At 73.1% G+C, this 18,283-nt stretch carries 19 protein-coding genes; 10 read left to right on the forward strand and 9 right to left on the reverse strand.

What is annotated here, in order from left to right:
- The first annotated feature begins 179 nt into the window (after positions 1-179).
- The 6 genes from mbhE to mnhG are packed head-to-tail and all read left to right on the forward strand — an operon-like array spanning position 180 to position 6,264.
- Positions 180-3,065 (forward strand): hydrogen gas-evolving membrane-bound hydrogenase subunit E, encoded by a 2,886-nt coding sequence (gene mbhE, locus E1266_RS24730; protein ID WP_132050842.1) that lies wholly within the window; start codon positions 180-182, stop codon positions 3,063-3,065.
- Complete coding sequence (locus E1266_RS24735) at positions 3,062-3,574, forward strand: Na(+)/H(+) antiporter subunit C (RefSeq protein ID WP_132050844.1); 513 nt, start codon at positions 3,062-3,064, stop codon at positions 3,572-3,574. The genes mbhE and E1266_RS24735 overlap by 4 nt, the downstream gene beginning before the upstream one ends.
- On the forward strand, positions 3,571-5,091 hold the full coding sequence (locus E1266_RS24740) for a Na+/H+ antiporter subunit D (protein ID WP_132050846.1): 1,521 nt from the start codon (positions 3,571-3,573) through the stop codon (positions 5,089-5,091). The genes E1266_RS24735 and E1266_RS24740 overlap by 4 nt, the downstream gene beginning before the upstream one ends.
- Positions 5,088-5,627 (forward strand): Na+/H+ antiporter subunit E, encoded by a 540-nt coding sequence (locus E1266_RS24745; protein WP_132050848.1) that lies wholly within the window; start codon positions 5,088-5,090, stop codon positions 5,625-5,627. The genes E1266_RS24740 and E1266_RS24745 overlap by 4 nt, the downstream gene beginning before the upstream one ends.
- On the forward strand, positions 5,624-5,890 hold the full coding sequence (locus E1266_RS24750; protein ID WP_132050850.1) for a monovalent cation/H+ antiporter complex subunit F: 267 nt from the start codon (positions 5,624-5,626) through the stop codon (positions 5,888-5,890). Before E1266_RS24745 ends, E1266_RS24750 begins: the two co-directional genes overlap by 4 nt.
- Positions 5,887-6,264 (forward strand): monovalent cation/H(+) antiporter subunit G, encoded by a 378-nt coding sequence (gene mnhG, locus E1266_RS24755; protein ID WP_132050852.1) that lies wholly within the window; start codon positions 5,887-5,889, stop codon positions 6,262-6,264. Before E1266_RS24750 ends, mnhG begins: the two co-directional genes overlap by 4 nt.
- 3 nt (positions 6,265-6,267) lie before the next feature.
- On the opposite strand, the gene E1266_RS24760 is transcribed toward mnhG, so the two are convergent.
- Together E1266_RS24760 and E1266_RS24765 are read right to left on the reverse strand one after the other, a co-directional pair.
- Positions 6,268-7,155: a siderophore-interacting protein gene (locus E1266_RS24760; RefSeq protein ID WP_132050854.1), complete on the reverse strand. Its 888-nt coding sequence runs from the start codon at positions 7,153-7,155 to the stop codon at positions 6,268-6,270.
- A gap of 11 nt (positions 7,156-7,166) precedes the next feature.
- The gene (locus tag E1266_RS24765) at positions 7,167-8,207 is read right to left on the reverse strand and encodes an ABC transporter substrate-binding protein (protein ID WP_132050856.1); all 1,041 of its coding nucleotides are present in this window, start codon (positions 8,205-8,207) and stop codon (positions 7,167-7,169) included.
- Between the two features lie 144 nt (positions 8,208-8,351).
- Between E1266_RS24765 and E1266_RS24770 the strand changes: the two genes are divergently transcribed.
- From E1266_RS24770 to E1266_RS24780, 3 genes are read left to right on the forward strand one after another with little or no spacing between them, the layout of a single operon-like run.
- A complete protein-coding gene (locus tag E1266_RS24770; protein WP_243718827.1) occupies positions 8,352-9,416 on the forward strand; it encodes an iron chelate uptake ABC transporter family permease subunit in 1,065 nt (354 codons plus the stop codon).
- Entirely contained in the window at positions 9,413-10,489 is a 1,077-nt protein-coding gene (locus E1266_RS24775) for an iron chelate uptake ABC transporter family permease subunit (protein ID WP_132050858.1), read from the forward strand. Before E1266_RS24770 ends, E1266_RS24775 begins: the two co-directional genes overlap by 4 nt.
- Positions 10,489-11,298 carry an ABC transporter ATP-binding protein gene (locus tag E1266_RS24780; protein ID WP_132050860.1) on the forward strand — a complete coding sequence of 270 codons (810 nt, stop codon included), beginning with the start codon at positions 10,489-10,491 and terminating at the stop codon, positions 11,296-11,298. The genes E1266_RS24775 and E1266_RS24780 overlap by 1 nt, the downstream gene beginning before the upstream one ends.
- Before the next feature lie 90 nt (positions 11,299-11,388).
- Here E1266_RS24780 and E1266_RS24785 read toward each other — a convergent pair whose 3' ends face one another.
- From E1266_RS24785 to E1266_RS24815, 7 genes are all read right to left on the reverse strand, one after another.
- Entirely contained in the window at positions 11,389-12,645 is a 1,257-nt protein-coding gene (locus E1266_RS24785) for an ABC transporter substrate-binding protein (protein WP_132050862.1), read from the reverse strand.
- 5 nt (positions 12,646-12,650) lie between these two features.
- Entirely contained in the window at positions 12,651-13,748 is a 1,098-nt protein-coding gene (locus E1266_RS24790) for a branched-chain amino acid ABC transporter permease (protein WP_132050876.1), read from the reverse strand.
- A gap of 19 nt (positions 13,749-13,767) precedes the next feature.
- A complete protein-coding gene (locus tag E1266_RS24795) occupies positions 13,768-14,658 on the reverse strand; it encodes a branched-chain amino acid ABC transporter permease (RefSeq protein WP_132050864.1) in 891 nt (296 codons plus the stop codon).
- On the reverse strand, positions 14,655-15,524 hold the full coding sequence (locus E1266_RS24800) for an ABC transporter ATP-binding protein (RefSeq protein WP_132050866.1): 870 nt from the start codon (positions 15,522-15,524) through the stop codon (positions 14,655-14,657). Before E1266_RS24800 ends, E1266_RS24795 begins: the two co-directional genes overlap by 4 nt.
- Entirely contained in the window at positions 15,521-16,333 is an 813-nt protein-coding gene (locus E1266_RS24805; protein ID WP_132050868.1) for an ABC transporter ATP-binding protein, read from the reverse strand. Before E1266_RS24805 ends, E1266_RS24800 begins: the two co-directional genes overlap by 4 nt.
- A gap of 180 nt (positions 16,334-16,513) precedes the next feature.
- Positions 16,514-16,804 carry an MTH1187 family thiamine-binding protein gene (locus tag E1266_RS24810; protein WP_131953285.1) on the reverse strand — a complete coding sequence of 97 codons (291 nt, stop codon included), beginning with the start codon at positions 16,802-16,804 and terminating at the stop codon, positions 16,514-16,516.
- Positions 16,805-16,820: 16 nt separating this feature from the next.
- Positions 16,821-17,207: a hypothetical protein gene (locus tag E1266_RS24815; RefSeq protein ID WP_207945893.1), complete on the reverse strand. Its 387-nt coding sequence runs from the start codon at positions 17,205-17,207 to the stop codon at positions 16,821-16,823.
- A 71-nt stretch (positions 17,208-17,278) separates the two neighbouring features.
- Between E1266_RS24815 and E1266_RS24820 the strand changes: the two genes are divergently transcribed.
- Complete coding sequence (locus E1266_RS24820) at positions 17,279-18,046, forward strand: enoyl-CoA hydratase-related protein (protein ID WP_132050872.1); 768 nt, start codon at positions 17,279-17,281, stop codon at positions 18,044-18,046.
- Positions 18,047-18,283 lie beyond the last annotated feature (237 nt).

Genomic DNA, 18,283 nt, shown 5'->3' on the forward strand with positions numbered 1-18,283 from the left:
CCCCCGCCCGCCCCCTGCCGGGGGCCTTTTTTGTCTCTGTGGGTGGGGTTGTTCTGGTTTCGGGGTTTTTCGTGATCTTTGCCACCTTGTGGGTGGTTTGAGAATCGTTTCGCGGGCGCTGACCGGGTAGATGAGCTGTGCGTTCGGTGAATTTTGCCTTGGGAGGGGTCGCGGGCGGCATGGTGACGTTGGTGCTGGCCTATGCCGTCGTCGCCGTTCTCTTGCCGTGGGCCCTGGGGCGGCACCGGCGCGTCATGGCTTGCGCGGCGGCGGTGCTGCCGGCCGTCACGGCCATCTGGGCCGTGGCCCACGCGGGTGGGGGCGTGCTCACCGAGCAGGTCTCGTGGGCCGCCGACCTCGGGCTCTCCATCGACTTCCGGCTCGACGCCCTCTCCATCGTCATGCTCCTGCTGATCGGCGGCGTGGGCGCCGTCGCGCTCTGCTACGCGGGCTGGTACCTCGAACGCTCCGAAGCCCTGATGACCGGGACGCTCGTGGCGTTCGCGGGGGCGATGACCGGGCTCGTGCTCGCCGACAACCTGCTCGTCCTCTACGTGTTCTGGGAGCTGACCACGCTCAGCTCCTTCATCCTGATCGGCACGACACGCCCCGAGCGGGCCGAGGACCGGCGCGCCGCCACGCAGGCGCTGCTGACGACCACCGCGTTCGGGCTGCTCATGCTCGCCGGGTTCGTGCTGCTCGGGCAGACCGCCGGGACCTACCAGATCTCGGCGCTGCTCGCCGACCCGCCGGGCGGCGCGGCGGCCGAGGCGGGCCTGGTGCTGGTGCTGCTCGGCGCGTTCGCCAAGTCCGGCCAGGTGCCGCTGCACGCCTGGCTTCCCGCGGCCATGGTCGCGCCCTCCCCGGTGAGCGCCTACCTGCACGCCGCCGCCATGGTGAAGGCCGGCGTCTACCTCGTGGCGCGGTTCTCGCCCGCGTTCGCCGACACAGGGCTGTGGCGCCCGGCGGTCGTGTGCGTGGGCCTGGTGAGCCTGCTCGTCGGCGGTGTCATCGCGCTCCGGCAGGACGACCTGAAAGCGCTGCTCGCCTACGGGACCATCAGCCAGCTCGGGTTCCTGATGGTCCTGTTCGGGCACGGAACGCGGACCGCCGCCCTGGCGGGGGCCGCGCTGCTGCTGGCGCACGGCCTGTTCAAGGCGCCGCTGTTCCTGGCGGCCGGGGTAGTGGAGCACGAGGCGGGGACGCGCCGGGCGGGCGAGCTGTCCGGGATGGGGCGGCGGCTGCCCGTGACGGCGGTCGCCGCCGCGGTGGCGGTCGCGTCCATGATCGGGCTGCCGCCCCTGCTCGGGTTCCTGGCCAAGGAGGCCGCCTTCGAGGCGTTCGCCCACGGCGGGTGGGACGCCGTGGTGCTCGCCGGCATCGTCGCGGGCTCGGTGCTGACCACGGCCTACGGTGTGCGGTTCATGCACGGCGCCTTCCGCGGCGGCGAGGGCCCCGTGCGGATCGCGGACCCGTGGGGGATGGCCGTGCCGCTGGCGGTGCCCGCCGGGGCGGGGTTCGTCCTGGGCTTCCTCTACGGGCCGCTGCAGAAGATGTTCGCGCCGTACGCGGACACCCTTGGTGCGGATGACGGCTACAAGCTCGCGCTCTGGCACGGGCTCAAGCTGCCCCTGGCGCTGTCCGCGCTCGCCATCGCAGCCGGTGTCGTGCTCTTCCTCGTCGCCGGCCGGAGGTACCCGGCCAGGCCGGTGCGGTGGCCGGTCCCGAACGGCCAGCGCGGCTACAACAGGACGGCCCGCGGGATCCTCGTGTGGGCGCACGCGGTCACGAAGTGGACGCAGGTCGGGTCGCTGCCCGTGTACCTCGGAGTGATCGGCGCGACCGTGCTGGTGGTGCCGGGCACCGCACTCGTCGTCGCGATGGCGGGGGACGGCAGCCCCGACGTCGCGGGGTACGTCCTGCACGGCTGGGACGACCCCGTGCAGTCCGTCCTGGGCGTGGTCGTGATCGTCTGCGGCGTCGCCGCGCTGCTGACCCGCCGCAGGCTGTCGGCGGCGCTGCTGATGGGCGGGGTCGGTTACGCGATCGGCGGGCTCTTCGTCGCGCAGGGCGCCCCGGACCTCGCGCTCACCCACCTCGTCGTGGAGACGCTCCTGCTGATCACCCTCGTGCTGGTGCTGCGGCGCCTCCCGGACCGGTTCCCGCCGCGCCGGCGCAAGCGCTCCGCCAAGATCGCGACCGGTGTGATCAGCGTGGGCCTCGGCGGGTTCATCGCGACCTTCCTGATGGTGGCGGCGCTGAGCCGCACCGATCAGCCCACCGGGCCCGGATACGCCGAGCTCGCCGCGGAGGAGGGCGCCGACAACATCGTCAACATGATCCTCGTCGAGGCCCGGGCGCTGGACACCCTCGGCGAGATCACCGTGGTGGCCGTGGCGTCCATGGGCGTCATCGGGCTGGTGCTCAGCGGACGCCGCGTCCCGCGGGCGCCGGACGGGAAGCCCCGCGCCGTCGAACCGGAAGGGGACGACCGCGGGCGGCGGAGCTGGCTCGCCAGCCCCGGCCGCCCGGCGCTCGGCGTCACGCCGATGGTGCCAGCGGCGGCGACGGCGCGGCTGCTCAGCCCGGCGATCCTCGTCTTCTCCGTGTACCTGCTGATCGCGGGGCACAACCGGCCGGGCGGCGGGTTCGTGGCCGGGCTCGTGGCGGCCATGGCGTACGTCCTGCGCTACCTGCCGGGCGGCCGGCGCGAACTGGCGGCCGCGATGCCGGTGCGGCCCGGTGTGCTGCTCGGCGGCGGGCTCGGGCTGGCCGTCGCCACGGGCGCCGCCGGATGGGGGTTCGGCGGGTTCCCGGACGGCGACTTCCTGGCCAGCGAGGTCCTGCTGTACACGGTGCCGGTCCTCGGGGAGATCAAGCTCTCCACCAGCCTGTTCTTCGACGTCGGCGTGTACCTGCTGGTGCTCGGGCTGGTGCTGACGATCCTCACGACGCTCGGCGCGAGCCTCGACGAGAACGCGTTCGAAGAGGACGTCCCGGAAGAGAGCGAGACGGGTGCGGGCGATCCGGCGGACGGCGGCGCCTCGGAAGGAGCACGACCATGACGGGTCCCGCCCTCGTCCTCGTCCTGGCCGTCGCCGTGCTGTTCGCGGCCGGCTTCAACCTGCTCATGGAGCGGTCGCTGATCCGGATCGTGATCGGCTTCATGCTGCTCGGGCACGGCGCCAACGTCCTGCTGCTGCTGGCCGGCGGGGCCGCCGGGTCGCCGCCGCTGCTCGGCGGGAAGACGGAGCGGTCGATGGCCGACCCGCTGCCGCAGGCCATGGTGCTCACCGCGATCGTGATCACGTTCGGCGTGACCGCGTTCCTGCTGGCGCTGGCGTTCCGCAGCCGGATCCTGCTCGGCGAGGACGAGGTGCGCGACGACGTCGAGGACCGCAGGGTCCACACGGGGCAGCGCCGCCAGGAGCCCTGGGCCGGCGGCGACGCCGAGGCCGATCCGCTGGAGGAGAACACCGACCAGGAGAGCGCGGAGCCCGGGCGCACTCAGCAGAAGACCACCGGGCCGGGGGACACCGGGCACGGCGATGGCGCGAAGGGGAGCGGTGCATGAACGTCCTCGTCCCGCTGCCGTTCGTCCTGCTGCTCCTGGGGGCCGCGCTCACGATGATCAGCCGCCGCCGGGCGGCCTGGCTGCGCGTGCTCGCCCCGCTGGCCGTCGCGGCGTCGCTCGCCGCCGCCTGCGGGCTGATGGCGGCCGTGTCCCGGGACGGCGTGATCGCCGTCCAGATGGGCGGCTGGGCCGCGCCGCTCGGCATCACGCTCGTCGCGGACCGGCTGTCGGCGCTGCTGCTCGTGGTGTCCATCGGCGTCCTTCTTGCGATCATGCTGCACGCCGTGGCGGAGGGCGCCGGCGGCACCAGCGAGACCGAGCCGGGCGTTTTCTATCCCGCGTACCTGACGCTGACCGCCGGGGTCGCCCTGATCTTCCTCGCCGGCGACCTGTTCAACCTCTTCGTCGCGTTCGAGATCATGCTGGCGTCGAGCTACGTGCTGATGACGCTCACGCCGACGGCGGAACGGATCCAGGCCGGCATGACCTACACCGTGGTCAGCCTCATGTCCTCGATCCTGTTCCTCGCCTCGATCGGCCTGACCTACGCCGCGGCGGGCACGGTGAACCTCGCCGACCTGTCCGAGCACGTCGCGAACCTGCCCGAGGGCACCCGGACGGCGCTCGGGCTGCTGTTCCTCGTGGTGTTCGGGATCAAGGGGGCGATCGCCCCCATGCACCTGTGGCTGCCCGACAGCTACCCGGCCGCCCTCACCAGGGTCACGGCCGTGTTCGCCGCGCTGCTGACGAAGGCCGCCATCTACGCGCTCATCCGGGTGGAGACGCTCGTCTTCCCCCAGGAGCAGGTGTCGTGGATCATGCTCGTGCTCGCCGCCGCGACGATGCTCGTCGGCACCCTCGGCGCGCTGACCCACGACGACATCCACCGGGTGTTCTCCTTCATCCTGGTGGGCCACATCGGCTACATGCTGTTCGGGCTGGGGCTGTTCAGCATCGCCGGCCTCACCGGCGCGATCCTCTACCTCGTCCACCACATCGTGGTGCAGGCCGCGCTGTTCCTGGTCAGCGACCTGATGCAGGGGCGCACGGGAGAGACGTCGCTGCGCCGCCTCGGCGGCCTGGCGCAGATGTCGTCGTTCATCGCGGTGCTGTTCTTCATCCCCGCCATGAGCGTGAGCGGGATGCCGCCGTCCTCGGGGTTCATCGCCAAGCTCGCGCTGTTCCAGGCGGGCCTCGGCGAGGACCGGGTGATCGCCTTCGTCGTCACCGGCGTCGCGGTGCTGGCCAGCCTGCTCACCCTGATGGCGATGTCCCGGATCTGGACGCTCGGGTTCTGGCGCCCCCGGCCGGAGGAGGCCGGCGAACCGCCCGCGGCCGCCTCCTACACCCGGGCGAGCACGCGGCTCATGGGGACGGTGACGGCCGTCCTCGTCGTCGGCGGCCTGCTCATCGCCGTGTTCGCCGGGCCGCTGTCGTCCTGGAGCAGCATGGCCGCCGCCGACCTGCTGGACCCGACGGCGTACCGGAACGCCGTGACGCAGGGAGGGGCGCCGTGAACCGCAACGCCCGCCGCGCCGCCTCCCGCCTGCTCATGGGCGGGTGGCTGCTCGGCATCTGGCTGCTGCTGTGGGGACGGATCGACGCCCTCACCGTCGCCGGCGGCGCCGCCGTCGTCGCGGGCGCGTACACGGCGAGCCGGCTGCCCGCCGTCCCGCTGGTCCGCCGGATACGCCCGCTGCGCGTCGTCGCGGTCATCGCCGAGTTCGTCTGGGACCTGCTGGTGTCCAGCGTGGTCATCGGCTGGCACGCGCTGTACCGGCCGAGACAGGTGCGCAGCGGCATCATCGACGTGGACATGCGGTCCCGCTCGGAGCTCATCCTGCTGGGGGTCACGACGAGCATCTCCCTCCGTCCCGGGACGATCCTCATCGACCTGGACCCGGACCGGACCGTCCTGCGCATCCACGCCATGCCGGTCCGCAGCCGGGCGGAGGCCGAGTCCAGGCGGGCGGGCGTGGCGACGACGGAGGAGAGGCTGATGCGCGCGTTCGTGACCTGGGAAGACGCCCCTCCCGAGGAGGACGACCGATGAACACCGTCTACATCGTGACCATGGCGCTGCTGGGCGCCGCGTTCCTGATGACGACCGCGCGGCTGGTCCGCGGCCCCTCCAGCTTCGACCGCATCATGTCGCTCGACGTCATGGCGGTCCTGCTGGTCAGCGGCATCGCGGTGCATTCGGCCTTCTGGGGCGAGCCCGCGTACGCCCCGCTCCTGCTGGTCGTGGCGATGCTGGGCTTCGTCGGCTCGGTCAGCGCGGCGCGCCTGGCGGGAGCCAGAAAGGGGCGCATATGAGCATCGGCGACGTCATCACCGCCGTCCTGCTGCCGGTGGGCGCCGCGTTCTCCGCCCTCGGCGCCCTGGGCGCGCTGCGCTTCCCCGACCTGCACACCCGGCTGCACGCCGCGACGAAGCCGCAGACGATCGGGCTGCTGCTCATCCTCGGCGGGGTCGCGCCGCAGGCCGGTTCGGTCTCCGCCGCCGCCCCGCTGCTCCTGGTCGGCTTCTTCCAGCTGCTCACCGCACCGGTCACCGCCCAGACGGTCGGCGGCGCCGCCTACCGCGCCGGCGTCATCGACCGCGCCACCCTGACCGTCGACGAGAGCCGCCGGGAAGGGGAGGACGGCCCCTGGTTCGCGAACCGGAGCGGGGAGCACCGCCCGGAGTAGCGATCACTCCTCGGTGGCGGGGCTCTTGCCCGCGACCACCTCGGCCAGCAGATCCTCCTCACTGGCCCCGCGCCGCCAGTAGCCCGTGAAGGTGACGGACCGCCGGTCCAGGCCGCGCTCCTGGACGAGGTGCCGCCGCAGCGCCTTGACGGCGGAGGACTCGCCCGCGATCCAGGCGTAGGCGCCGTCCGGGAGTCCGGTGGCGCGCACGGCGTCGAGCAGGCCGCCGGGGGAGACCCACGTGACGTCCGCGTCGGCGGCGGTGGGGAGGTCCTGCCGGTCGCCGGGGTCCGGGACCTCGATCCAGACCTGGGCGGACGTGCCGGCGGGGAGCCAGGCGAGGTTCCCGGCGATGGCGGGCAGCGCGGTCAGGTCGCCCGCCATCAGCACCGGGGCGCCGGGCGGCGGGCGGAAGTCGAAGCCGCCGTTGTCGGGGCCGGTCGGGCCGAGGACGGTGAGGCGGTCGCCCGGACGGGCGTTCGCCGCCCAGCGGGCCGCCGGGCCGGACGAGCCGTCCTCCTCGTGCAGGGCGAAGTCGACGTCCAGCTCGCCCGGCCGCAGGTCGCGGACGGTGTAGGAGCGCATGATGCCGCGTTCGGCCGGGTCCAGGGCGCGCCAGTCGGCGAACCACGTGTCGCCTGCGCTGTTGTCCGGCATGACCGGGACGTCCTGGTGCGGGTGCGGGAAGAAGATCTTGAAGCGCTGGTCGCGCCCGCCCGTGGCGAACCCCGGCTCGGCGGAGCCGTCCAGGGCCGCCCCGCCGAGTGTGATCCGGACCATGCTCGGGCCGAGCCGCTGGGACCGCAGGACGTGCAGCTCGAAGAAGGCGAAGGGGTGCGCGGGCCTCGCGGGAGCGGGCCGCCTGTGCGTCTTCGTGGTCGTTTCCGGCATGAGGCCGCCTTTCAGCCGGTCTTCTTCGCGGAGCGCAGGGCCTCGGCGAAGGCTTCGAGGATCGGTGCGCAGCCCGCGTAGGAGAAGCGGGGCTCGGGCTGCCACGGGACGACCTGGCCCGCCTTCACCGCGGGCAGGTCCTTCCAGGTGGGCTTGTCGCCGAGGTCCTTCGGCTGGAGCGCCTGGGTGCGGGAGTCGAGCAGGATGACGTCGGCCTTGTACTTGCCGGCGTTCTCCCAGCTGAGGTTCTCGAAGTAGCCGTTCTGGTCGAGCTTGTCCGGGACGACGAGGTCGACGCCGAGCTCCTTGAGGTAGATCAGGTCGGTGTTCTTGTCCGGGCTGGAGGCGTAGAACAGGTCGGGGCTCGCGGACGCGGCCAGCACCTTCAGCCCGCCGCCGGCCTCGGCCGCCGCGCGCACCTCCTCGGCCGCCTTCTCGAACCGCTCCTTGGCGGCGGTGACCTTCGCGGCCTTGACGTCCGCGCCGAGCGCGGCGGCCAGCGCGGCCGTCCGCTCGATCGGCTTCGGCAGCGGCACCGCGCCGGCGGCGATCGCGGCGCTGGGCGCCAGCGCGTAGATCTTGTCCTTGCTCTCCGGCGGGACGTAGAACAGCTCGTCCTCCAGGAACATGTTGCTGACCAGCAGCTCGGGACGCAGCGCGGCGTACTTCTCGATGTTGAACTCGCCGAAGGCGTTGCCGATGATCTCCAGCCGGTCGACGGGCAGCTCCCCGGCCTGCGGGTCGGGGCTGCCGTCCTTGAGCTTCGTCGGGCCGAACACCCCCACGAGCTGCTGGTCGACGCCGAAGTCGTACAGCGCCGCGGCGGCCGCGACGTAGCCGACGACGCGCTGGGGCCGCGCCTTCAGGTCGATCTTCTCGCCGCGGTCGTCGGTGAACGACCACGCGCCGCCGCCGGAGGAGGCGGCCGTGCCGCCGCCGTCCCCGCCGCACGCGCTGATCAGCGCGCCGAGGGCGACGGCGCCGCCCGCGCCGAGGAAGCCCCGCCGGGTGAGGGCTGCGGACGTGCGGTGCAGGGCGCCGGTGTTCGACATTTTCGGGCGTTCTCCAATATTCGCGTACTCTGGCCCCTATTGCGGGCTTTTGGTCAGCGCTTAGGTTAACCTAACCTAAGTAGCTGTCCACAAGGTGGGATCGATCACCCGGTCCCCCGGCCCGTCCCCCCGGAGCCCCGCCAGGTGTTGTCGACCAAGTCCCCGCCGGTCACGGCGTCCGGCAGCGTGTCCGGCAGCGCGCCCGCCGCGCGCTCGCCGGGCGGCAGGCGGGCGGCCGGGCTCGCCGGCGCGCTGCTGTTCCTGTTCGCGGCGGTGCTGCTCAGCCTCGCGGTCGGCGCGAAGCCGCTGTCGCCCGGCGAGGCGTGGGACGGCCTGTTCCACGCCGGGTCGCCCGCGTACTCGATCGTCCACGACATGCGCCTGCCGCGGACCGTGCTCGGCCTCCTCGCGGGCCTGGCGCTCGGCCTCGCCGGCGCGGTGATGCAGGCGCTCACCCGCAACCCGCTCGCCGACCCGGGGCTGCTCGGCATCAACGCCGGCGCCGCGGCCGCCGTCGTCTCGGCGATCTCCTTCCTCGGCATCACCTCGTTCACCGGGTTCGTGTGGTTCGCGTTCGCCGGCGCGGGAGCCGTCGCCGTGCTGCTCTACGCGGTCGGCGGCGGGCGCGCCGCCACGCCCGCCCGGCTGGTCCTCGCCGGGGCCGCGCTGAACGCCGCGCTGTACTCGTACGTGAACGCGGTGCAGCTGCTCGACACCGCGTCCCTCGACCGGATGCGCTTCTGGACGGTCGGCTCGCTCGCCTCCGCGCAGTACGACACGATCGTGCGCGTCGCCCCGTTCGTCGCCGCCGGGCTGGTGGTGGCGCTGCTGCTGGCCCGCCCGCTGAACGCGATGGCGATGGGCGAGGACGCCGCCCGCGCGCTCGGCGCCGACCCCGGGCGGGCGCGCGTCGCCGCGATCCTCACGGTCACGCTGCTGTGCGGGGCGGCGACCGCGGCGTGCGGGCCGATCATCTTCGTCGGGCTGATGGTGCCGCACCTCGTCCGCGCGCTGACCGGGTCGGACCTGCGGTGGCTGTTCCCGTACTGCGCGGTCCTGTCGCCGGCGCTGATGCTGGCGGCCGACGTCATCGGGCGCGTCGTCGTGCGCCCCGCCGAGCTCCAGGTCGGGATCGTGATGGTCGTGGCGGGCGGGCCGGTGTTCCTCTACTTCGTCCGCCGCCCACGCCGCAGGGGGCTCGCCTCATGATCGGAACCGGGAGGGGGCGTCTCCGGAGCCGCGGCCCGCACTTCGCCGTCGTGCGGGCGCCCGCCGGGCTCTCGCTCCGCTTCCGCCCGCGCGCCGTCGCCGTCGCCGCCGCGTGCCTGGCCGTGGCGCTCGGCATGGGGGTGCTCCTGATCGGCACGGGCGACTTCCCGATGAGCCCCGCCGACGTCGTGCGGACCCTCGCCGGGCAGGGCGCGCCCGCCGACACGCTCATCGTGAACCAGATCAGGCTGCCGCGCACGGTGGCCGGGCTCGCGGTCGGCGCGGCGCTCGGCCTGGCCGGGGCGATCTTCCAGTCGCTGGTGCGCAACCCCCTCGGCAGCCCCGACATCCTCGGCTTCACCCAGGGCGCGTCGAGCGGCGTCCTCGCCGTGATCGTGCTGACCGGCGGCGGCAGCGTCGCCGTCGCGGGGGGCGCCGCGGCCGGCGGGCTGGCGACCGGGCTGCTCGTGTACGCGGTGGCGGGCCGGCGGGGCGTGCACGGCCAGCGGCTCATCCTCGTCGGCATCGGGATCGCCGCCATCCTCACCGGCGTGAACGGCTACCTGCTCACCCAGGCCAACATCGTCGACGCCGCCCGCGCCGTCCTGTGGCTGACCGGCAGCCTCGACGGCCGCGACTGGGCGGACGCCGCGCCGGTCCTCGCCGGGCTCGCCGTCCTCGGCCCGCTCGTCCTCGTCGGCTGCGGCCGCGCGCTGCGGATGCTGGAGATGGGCGACGACGCCGCGCACGGGCTCGGCGTCCCCATCGAGCGGGTGCGGCTGCTGATGCTGACCGCGGCGGTGCTGCTCACCTCGTTCGCCGCGGCCGCGGCCGGGCCGGTGTCGTTCGTCGCGCTGACCGCGCCGCAGCTCGCCCGCCGGCTGACCCGCACCACCGGCCCCAACCTGCTGCCCGCGATGTGCATGGGCGCGGCGCTGCTGGTGGCCGCCGACTGGACCGCGCAGCGCGCCTTCCCCGGGCACCAGCTCCCGGTCGGCGTGGTGACCGGGCTCCTCGGCGGCGGATACCTGGTCTGGCTCCTCGTGACCGAACGCAAGACGGGACGGATCTGATGACTGACAGCAAGCCGCGGCTCAGCGGAGAGGGGCTCACGCTCGGCTATGACGGGCGGACCGTCGCCGAGGGCCTGGACGTCGGCGTCCCGGACGGCTCCTTCACGGTGATCGTGGGCCCGAACGCGTGCGGCAAGTCGACGCTGCTGCGGGCGCTGGCCCGGATCCTCAAGCCGTCCGCCGGCACCGTCGTGCTGGACGGGGAGCCGATCGCGGGCTGGCCCGCCAAGAAGCTGGCCCGGACCCTGGGGCTGCTGCCGCAGTCCTCGATCGCGCCCGACGGCATCACGGTCGCCGACCTGGTCTCGCGCGGCCGGTACCCGCACCAGAGCCTGCTGCGGCAGTGGTCGCGGGAGGACGAGCGGGTCGTCGCCGAGTCGCTGGCCGCGACCGGGGTCGCCGACCTCGCCGACCGGTACGTGGACGAGCTGTCGGGCGGGCAGCGGCAGCGCGTGTGGATCGCGATGGCGCTGGCCCAGCAGACCCAGCTGCTGCTGCTGGACGAGCCGACGACCTACCTCGACATAGCCCACCAGATCGAGGTCCTCGACCTGTGCGCCCGGCTGCACGAGGAGGGCCGGACGGTCGTCGCCGTACTGCACGACCTCAACCACGCCGCCCGGTACGCGACCCATTTGCTCGCCATGCGGGACGGCCGGATCGTGGCGGAGGGCGACCCGTCCACGGTGGTCACGGCGGAGCTGGTCGAGGAGGTCTTCCGGCTGCCGTGCCGGGTGATCGAATGCCCGGAGACCGGGACGCCGCTGGTCGTCCCGGCCGCCCGCACCCGGGCCCCCGCCCTGCGCTGACCCGGCGGCGCGGCCGGGCGGGAGCCGGCGCGGGCGGGGGGTGGAAACGGCGAGGGCCGGGCGCACACGACCCCGGCCCCCGCCGCCGGTCTACTTGCCCGCCGGGACCTCGTACGCCTCGGCGATCTTGGAGGCGGTGGCGTCCCGCTCGACGACCAGGCCGCCGGTCGCCTTGGCGTCCGCCCGCAGGATGTAGGTCTTGCGGGTGCCCGGCTCGTTCACCTTCGAGAAGTCCATCGGGGTGCCGTACCCGTCGTCGTAGGCCGTGGTGGACCGGTGCGCCTTGATCAGGCCCTCCCGGGTGAGGTCCTTGGCCTGGCACGCCTTCGTGAGCGCGTCACCGAAGATGACCGCACTGGTGTAGCCGTTGACGACCGCGTTGTCCAGCGGCTGCCCCGGGTACTTCTTCCCGTAGTCGGCGGCCAGCTGCTTGATCTTCTCCAGGTCGGACGAGATCGGCGCGCCGGCGCTGGCGAGGTAGAAGCCCTTGAGCAGCGCGGGCGCCGCCGGGGTCTTCAGCAGCTGCGGGGAGAACCCGGAGTTGCTCGCCACGATCGGCGCGGTCACGCCCTTGGAGCGCGCGACGCCCGCGAGCGACGCCGACTGCATCGGCCCGGCGCTCATCAGGATCGCCGACACCCCGGCGCTCTGCAGCGCGGAGACCTGCGCGCTCATGTCGTTGTCGGTCGCCTTGATCTTCTGCTCGACGATCGTCAGGCCGAGCTCCTTCGCCGCGTGCTTGGACCCGGCGAGGGCGCTCTCTCCGTAGTCGCCCTCGAAGTAGACGTGGCCGACCTTGTCGCCCTTCTTGACGCCCTTCTCCTCGGTCAGGAAGTCCAGGGCGTTGATCATGTCGATGTCGTAGGTGGTGCCGGTGACCTGGATGTACTCGTTGCCGAGCAGCGTCGTCGCCCACGCGTTGGGGATGACGAACATCTTGTCGGAGGTGATGCGCTCGCCGAGCGCCGTCACCATCGGCGACCCGACGAACTGCGCGAGGCCGATGACGCTGGACTCCAGCTCGCCGTAGCTCGCCACGGCCTTCTGCACGTCGTACCCGTGGTCGCGGACGACCAGCTCCACCGTCCGGCCGCAGATGCCGCCCTCGGCGTTCACCTGGTCGACGTACATCTTCTGCGCCTGGGTGAGGCTCTTGCCGAGCGGTGCGTACACCCCGGTCATGTCGGTCTGGACACCGATGCTGATCTTGTCGTCGGTGACCCCGGTGCCCTGCTTGACGCCGCCGGCGCCGGTCGCTCCCGAGCCGCCGGTCGCCTTGTCGCTGCAGGCCGCCATGGCCAGCGGCAGGGTCAGCGCCAGGGCGCCGGCCGCCGTGACACGCGCCATTCGTCTCATGCTGGTTGCTCCTCTTTTTCGGGTGGGGTGAGGTGTCGGGAGGCCCGGCGGCGGGACGCGGCGCTGCGCAGCATCGGCCACACCCCGGCAAGGCCGCGGGGCAGGAAGAGGACGACGGCGACCACGGCGGCGCCGTACAGGATCCGGGCGGCCTCGGCGGGGGAGACCCCGCCCGAGCCCGGTGCGGCGACCATCGGCAGGTCGTCGCCGAAGCGGGTGAGGAGCTGCGGCAGGACGGAGACGAACACCGCTCCCGCGACGGCGCCGGCGACGCTGCCGAGCCCGCCGATGACGATCATGGCGAGGTAGTCCAGGGCCAGGAACATCCCGAAGTAGTCGGGGACGGTCCGCCGGAACGCCAGCGCGAGCAGCGCGCCGGCCGCCCCCGCGTACATTGACGACAGCACGAACACCCCTGCCCGGTAGCGGGCGACCGGCACGCCCATGACCGCCGCGGCCACCTCGTGGTCGCGGATCGTGTTCATGGCCCGTCCCGGGCGGCCGCGCAGGATGCCGCGGGCGATCCACGCCGCCGGGACCAGCAGGGCGACGGCGAGGAACCACAGCCGCTCCAGCGCGCCGAACGGCACGTTGAGGACCACGACGCCGGGGGAGTCGTCGAAGGAGAACCCGAAGATCTCCAGCGGCGGGACGTTGCGCCCGTTGAAGCCGCCGGTGACGCTCTCCGCGTTGAACAGCACGTGCTGCCCGATGAAGATCAGTGCGAGGGAGGCGATGCCGAGGTAGACGCCGCGCAGCCGTCCCGCGATGGGGCTGAAGGCGCCGCCCGCGACGCCGGCGAGGACGATCGCGCCGAGGAACGCCAGCGGCGTCGGCAGCCCGAGGCCCGACATCCCGTCCTCCGGCGAGGACGCCAGGTACACGTACCCGTAGGCGCCGACGGCCAGGAAGAACGCGTGGCCCATCGACAGCTGCCCGGTGGACCCGGTGAGCAGGTTCAGGCCGATCGCGCCGATCGCCGCGGACATCGCGAACAGGCCCGTCTGCAGCCAGAACGCGTCCAGGTAGAAGGGCGGCAGGAGCATGACCGCGAAGCCGGCGGGGACGAGCCACCAGCGCCCCGGGCCGATCATGCGGGGGAGGGTCCGGCGTTCAGACACGCGACATCTCCCTCGTCCCGAACAGCCCGGCCGGGCGGACGAGCAGCACGATGAGCATCACCAGGAACGGGGCGACGCCGCCGATGCCGCGGCCGAGGAACGTCAGGTCGCCCTGGTAGCCGGTCACGAGCGACTCGGTGAGCCCGATGAGGAGCCCGCCGACCAGCGCCCCGGTGGTGGAGTCGAGCCCGCCGAGGATCGCGGCGGGGAACGCCTTCATCGCGGCGAACGAGGTGCCGCGGTCGAGGCCCGGCGTGGGGAACACCGTGAGGAACAGCGCCGCGACCGCGGCGAGCCCGCCCGCGATCGCCCATGCGGCCAGCGACACCCGCGACAGCCGGATGCCCATCAGCGAGGCGGTCTCGCCGTCCTCGGCGGCCGCCCGCATCGCCACGCCCCACGACGTGAACCGGAACGCCAGCAGGAACGCCGTGATGATCGCCGCCGCGACGACGAGCGCGGCGATCCGCGTCTGGGCGATTCCGACGCCGCCGACGTACACGATCTTGTCCTGCCACGGGTCGCCGAGCGAGAGGACCCGGGTGCCGATCCGGCGCGTCAGCTCGGTCGCCAGCACGATGTCGATGCCGATCGTGACGATCGCCAGCACCGCCTGGTCCTCCACCCGCGCGTGCCGCAGCACGAGCACCTGGACGAGCACGCCGAGGACCGCCGCGGCGGCGATGCCCGCGGCGAGCGCCGCGAGGAAGCCGATGTCGTCGTGCAGCACGGCCGTGACGAAGCCGCCGGCGAGCAGCAGCGACGCGTGCGCGAAGTTGACCACCTCGGTGGCCTTGAAGATGATCACGAAGCCGAGGGCGATCAGCGCGTAGACCGCTCCCGCCGAGACCCCGTTGATCACCAGTTCGATGAACGTGCTCAAGGGTTTCCTTCCCCGTGGGAGGGCGCCGCCGGCTCGTGGGCGGCACCGAGATAGGCGCGGATCACCGCCGGGTCGCGCTGCACCCGCTCGGGTTCACCGCCCGCGATGCGCCTGCCGAAGTCCAGGACGGTCACCTCGTCGGCAAGCCGCATGACCATGCCCATGTCGTGCTCGACCAGCAGGATCGACAGCCCCAGGTCGGCGCGGGCGCGGGCGATGACCTCGGCCATCCGCCGCCGCTCGCCGCCGTTCATCCCCGCGACCGGCTCGTCGAGGAGCAGCAGCCGGGGCTCCATCGCCAGCGCGCGCGCCAGCTCCAGGCGCTTCTGGACGCCGTAGGGCAGCGTCCCGGCGGGCACGGCCAGGTACTCGTCCACCCCGACGAAGCGGGCGATCTCGCGGACCCGCGCCCGGTGCCGCGCGTCCTCGCGGCGCGCCCGCGGCGTCCGCAGGCCCGCGGACGCGAACCCGGCGCGGGTGAGCCGGTGCCGCCCGAGCATGAGGTTGTCCTCGGCGGTCTGGTGCCGCGACAGCGCGATGTTCTGGAACGTGCGGGCGACGCCGAGCGCGGCGATCCGGTGCGGCGGCAGCGCGGTCAGCTCCGCGCCGCCGAACCGGACGCTGCCCCCGCTGGCCCGGTACACCCCGGACAGGACGTTGAAGCACGTCGACTTGCCCGCGCCGTTCGGCCCGATGATCGCGTGGACACTCCCCGGCGCCACGGTGAAGCCGACGTCGTCCAGCGCGGTGAGCCCGGCGAACCGCACGGTAAGCCCGCTGACGACGAGCTCCCCCTGCTCCGCTTCGCTCAGCTCTGTCTCCTGCGAGGGGGCGACCCCCCGCGCCTCCCGGTTCGCTTCGCTCATCCCGTCCACCTCCCGAGCGTGGGCGGAACGAACTTCCCGGGGTCCTCACCGGCGTCCTCGGTGTCGGTCTCCTCACCGACCCCGAGGTACCGGCGCCGGATCTCGTCGCTGCCGGCCAGTTCCGACGAGGGCCCGTGCAGCGCGACGGCCCCGACCTCGAGGACGTGCGCGTGCGACGACAGCTCCAGCGCCAGCGCGGCGTTCTGCTCGATCAGCAGGATCGCGGTGCCCTGCAGGTTGATCTCGCGGACGGTCTCGGCGATCCGCTCGGCCATCAGCGGGGCGAGGCCGAGCGTCGGCTCGTCCAGCAGCAGGACCGACGGGCACGCCATCAGCGCCCGCCCGATCGCGAGCATCTGCTGCTCGCCGCCGGACAGCAGCCCGGCCCGCTGCCGCGCCCGCTCGGCCAGCACCGGGAACAGCTCCAGCACCCGGCCATGGGCCTTGGCGGCCTCGGACCGGCTGGGCGCGCCGAGCGCGCCCGCCCGGAGGTTCTCCTCGACGCTGAGCCGGCCGAACACCCGCCGCCCCTCCGGCACCTGCACCACCCCGGCCGCGACGACGGTCGCCGGGTGCAGCCCGATCAGGGAGCGGTCGCCGAGCCGCACCGAGCCCGCGTCCACCGCGCCGCGGTGGAACGGAAGCGTGCCCGAGATCGCCCGGAGCAGCGTCGACTTGCCCGCCCCGTTGGCGCCGAGCACCGCCGTCACCGATCCGGCCGGGACGTCCAGCGACACGCCGTGCAACGCCCGCACGGCCCGGCCGTAGGTCACCGACAGATTCCGGACCGCGAGGGTCCCGTTCGCCATGCACGCCTCCACAATTCGTGTGGCTGGCACCCCAACACGGGGCGCCGACCTGCGTCCATGGGGCGCGGGCAAGACGTGGCGGGCGTCCAATCGAACGCCATTCGGATTGTGCGGCGAGCACAGCGGGGCCCGCCCGGGGGGTGAATCCGGGCGGTGTTCCGGTCGTCCGGTTGTGCGCGGTTACCGGAGGTGGCGCTCCACCGACTCGACCTTGGCGTCGAGGGCGCCGGTGACGCCGGGACGGAGGTCGGCCTTGACGACGAGGCTCACCCGCGGGGCCCGCGCGGCGACCGCGTCGGTGGCGGCCTTGACCACGGCCATCACCTCGTCCCACTCGCCCTCGATCGTGGTGAACATGGCGTCGGTGCGGTTCGGCAGGCCGCTCTCGCGCACTACGCGCACGGCCTCCGCGACGAGCTCACCGACCTCCTCACCGGCGCCGAGCGGGGTGACCGAGAACGCGACGAGCATCGTGGACCTCCGTTGGTCAGGGCTGCAGGACCTGCCTCACCACGATCTCATCGAGGCGCCGCTCGACGATCGCCCCGGCCGGCCAGTCCCGCACGAGGGTCCGCAGCAGCGCCGCCTCGTGCTCGGCGAACGAGGCGTCGCAGCCCTGCTGTTCGAGGCTGGACCTGATCGCCAGCACGTAGTCGTCGTCGGTGAACCCCGGGACCTCCCGGACCATCGCGGTCGTCGTCGCCCGGTGGGAGTTGAGGCCCGCGAACGAGCGGCCGCACCCGCACCCCCCGTCGGGGTCGTCCCGGTCGCGTGCGCACACGATCCCGATGTGGACGAGTTCGCCTTCGACGCACCAGTCGAAGTCGTTCGCGCGGAATCCCTGGCTGGAGTTGGTGGCGGTGAGCAGCTTCAAGGCCATTACCCCCTCGGCGCGTCCGTGGACCCGACCACCGTACGACGCGGGTCTGACGTAACGTCGGGAGCATGAGCGAAGACGTCCTGCTCCACCGCGACGCGGCGTTCACCACGATCACCATGAACCGGCCGCGCCGCCGCAACGCGCTGTCCCGCGACTTCCTCCTCGAACTGACCGAGGCGTTCCGCGAGGCGGGCGGCACCGACGCCCGCGGGGTGATCCTCGCCGCGAACGGCCCGGTGTTCTCGGCCGGCCACGACTTCGCCGACATGGCGGGCGCCTCGCACGCCGACGCCCGCGACCTGCTCCAGGTCTGCGCGGAGCTGATGCGGACGATCCAGTCGATCCCGCAGGTGGTGGTGGCCCGCGTGCACGGCCTGGCGACCGCCGCGGGCTGCCAGCTGGTGGCGAGCTGCGACCTGGCGGTGGCCGCCGAGAGCGCCGGTTTCGCCGCCCCGGGCGGCAAGGGCGGCTGGTTCTGCCACACGCCCCTGGTGGCGATCGCCCGCAACGTCGGCCGCAAACGCGCCGCGGAGATGGCGCTCACCGGCGAGATCTTCGACGCCCGGACCGCCGCCGACTGGGGCCTGATCAACTACGCGGTCCCCGACGACGACCTGGAGAAGGCGACCCACGACCTGCTCCAGCGAGCCACCCAGGGCAGCCCGTCCAGCAAGGCCCTGGGCAAGCAAGCCATGTACGCCCAATTCGACCGCCCCGAACAAGACGCCTACACCTACGCCATAGAGGTAATGGCAGCCTCCAGCCAAACCCCAGAGGCCCAAGAGGGAATGACGGCCTTCCTGGAGAAACGCCCCCCAACCTGGCCCGCCTAACCCCCAAGGAGCGCCCAAGAGGCGAAGCCACGCACGGACGTGCACAGAACTCATCCTGGCTGGCGGGACGAAGGCCCAATCCCACGCCGACGTGCAGCAAATCACAAACCCGACCCGCAAGGGGCAAGCCCCGAACCGCACGCGAAGGTGCAGGTGATCGGTGACCTCAGCCAGCAGGGGACGAGGGGCGAAGCCCCAAACCACGCGCAAAGGTGCAGGTGATCGGAGACCTCGGCC

It is taken from the genome of Actinomadura sp. 7K534 (assembly GCF_004348575.1).
Taxonomy (GTDB): Bacteria; Actinomycetota; Actinomycetes; order Streptosporangiales; family Streptosporangiaceae; genus Spirillospora; species Spirillospora livida.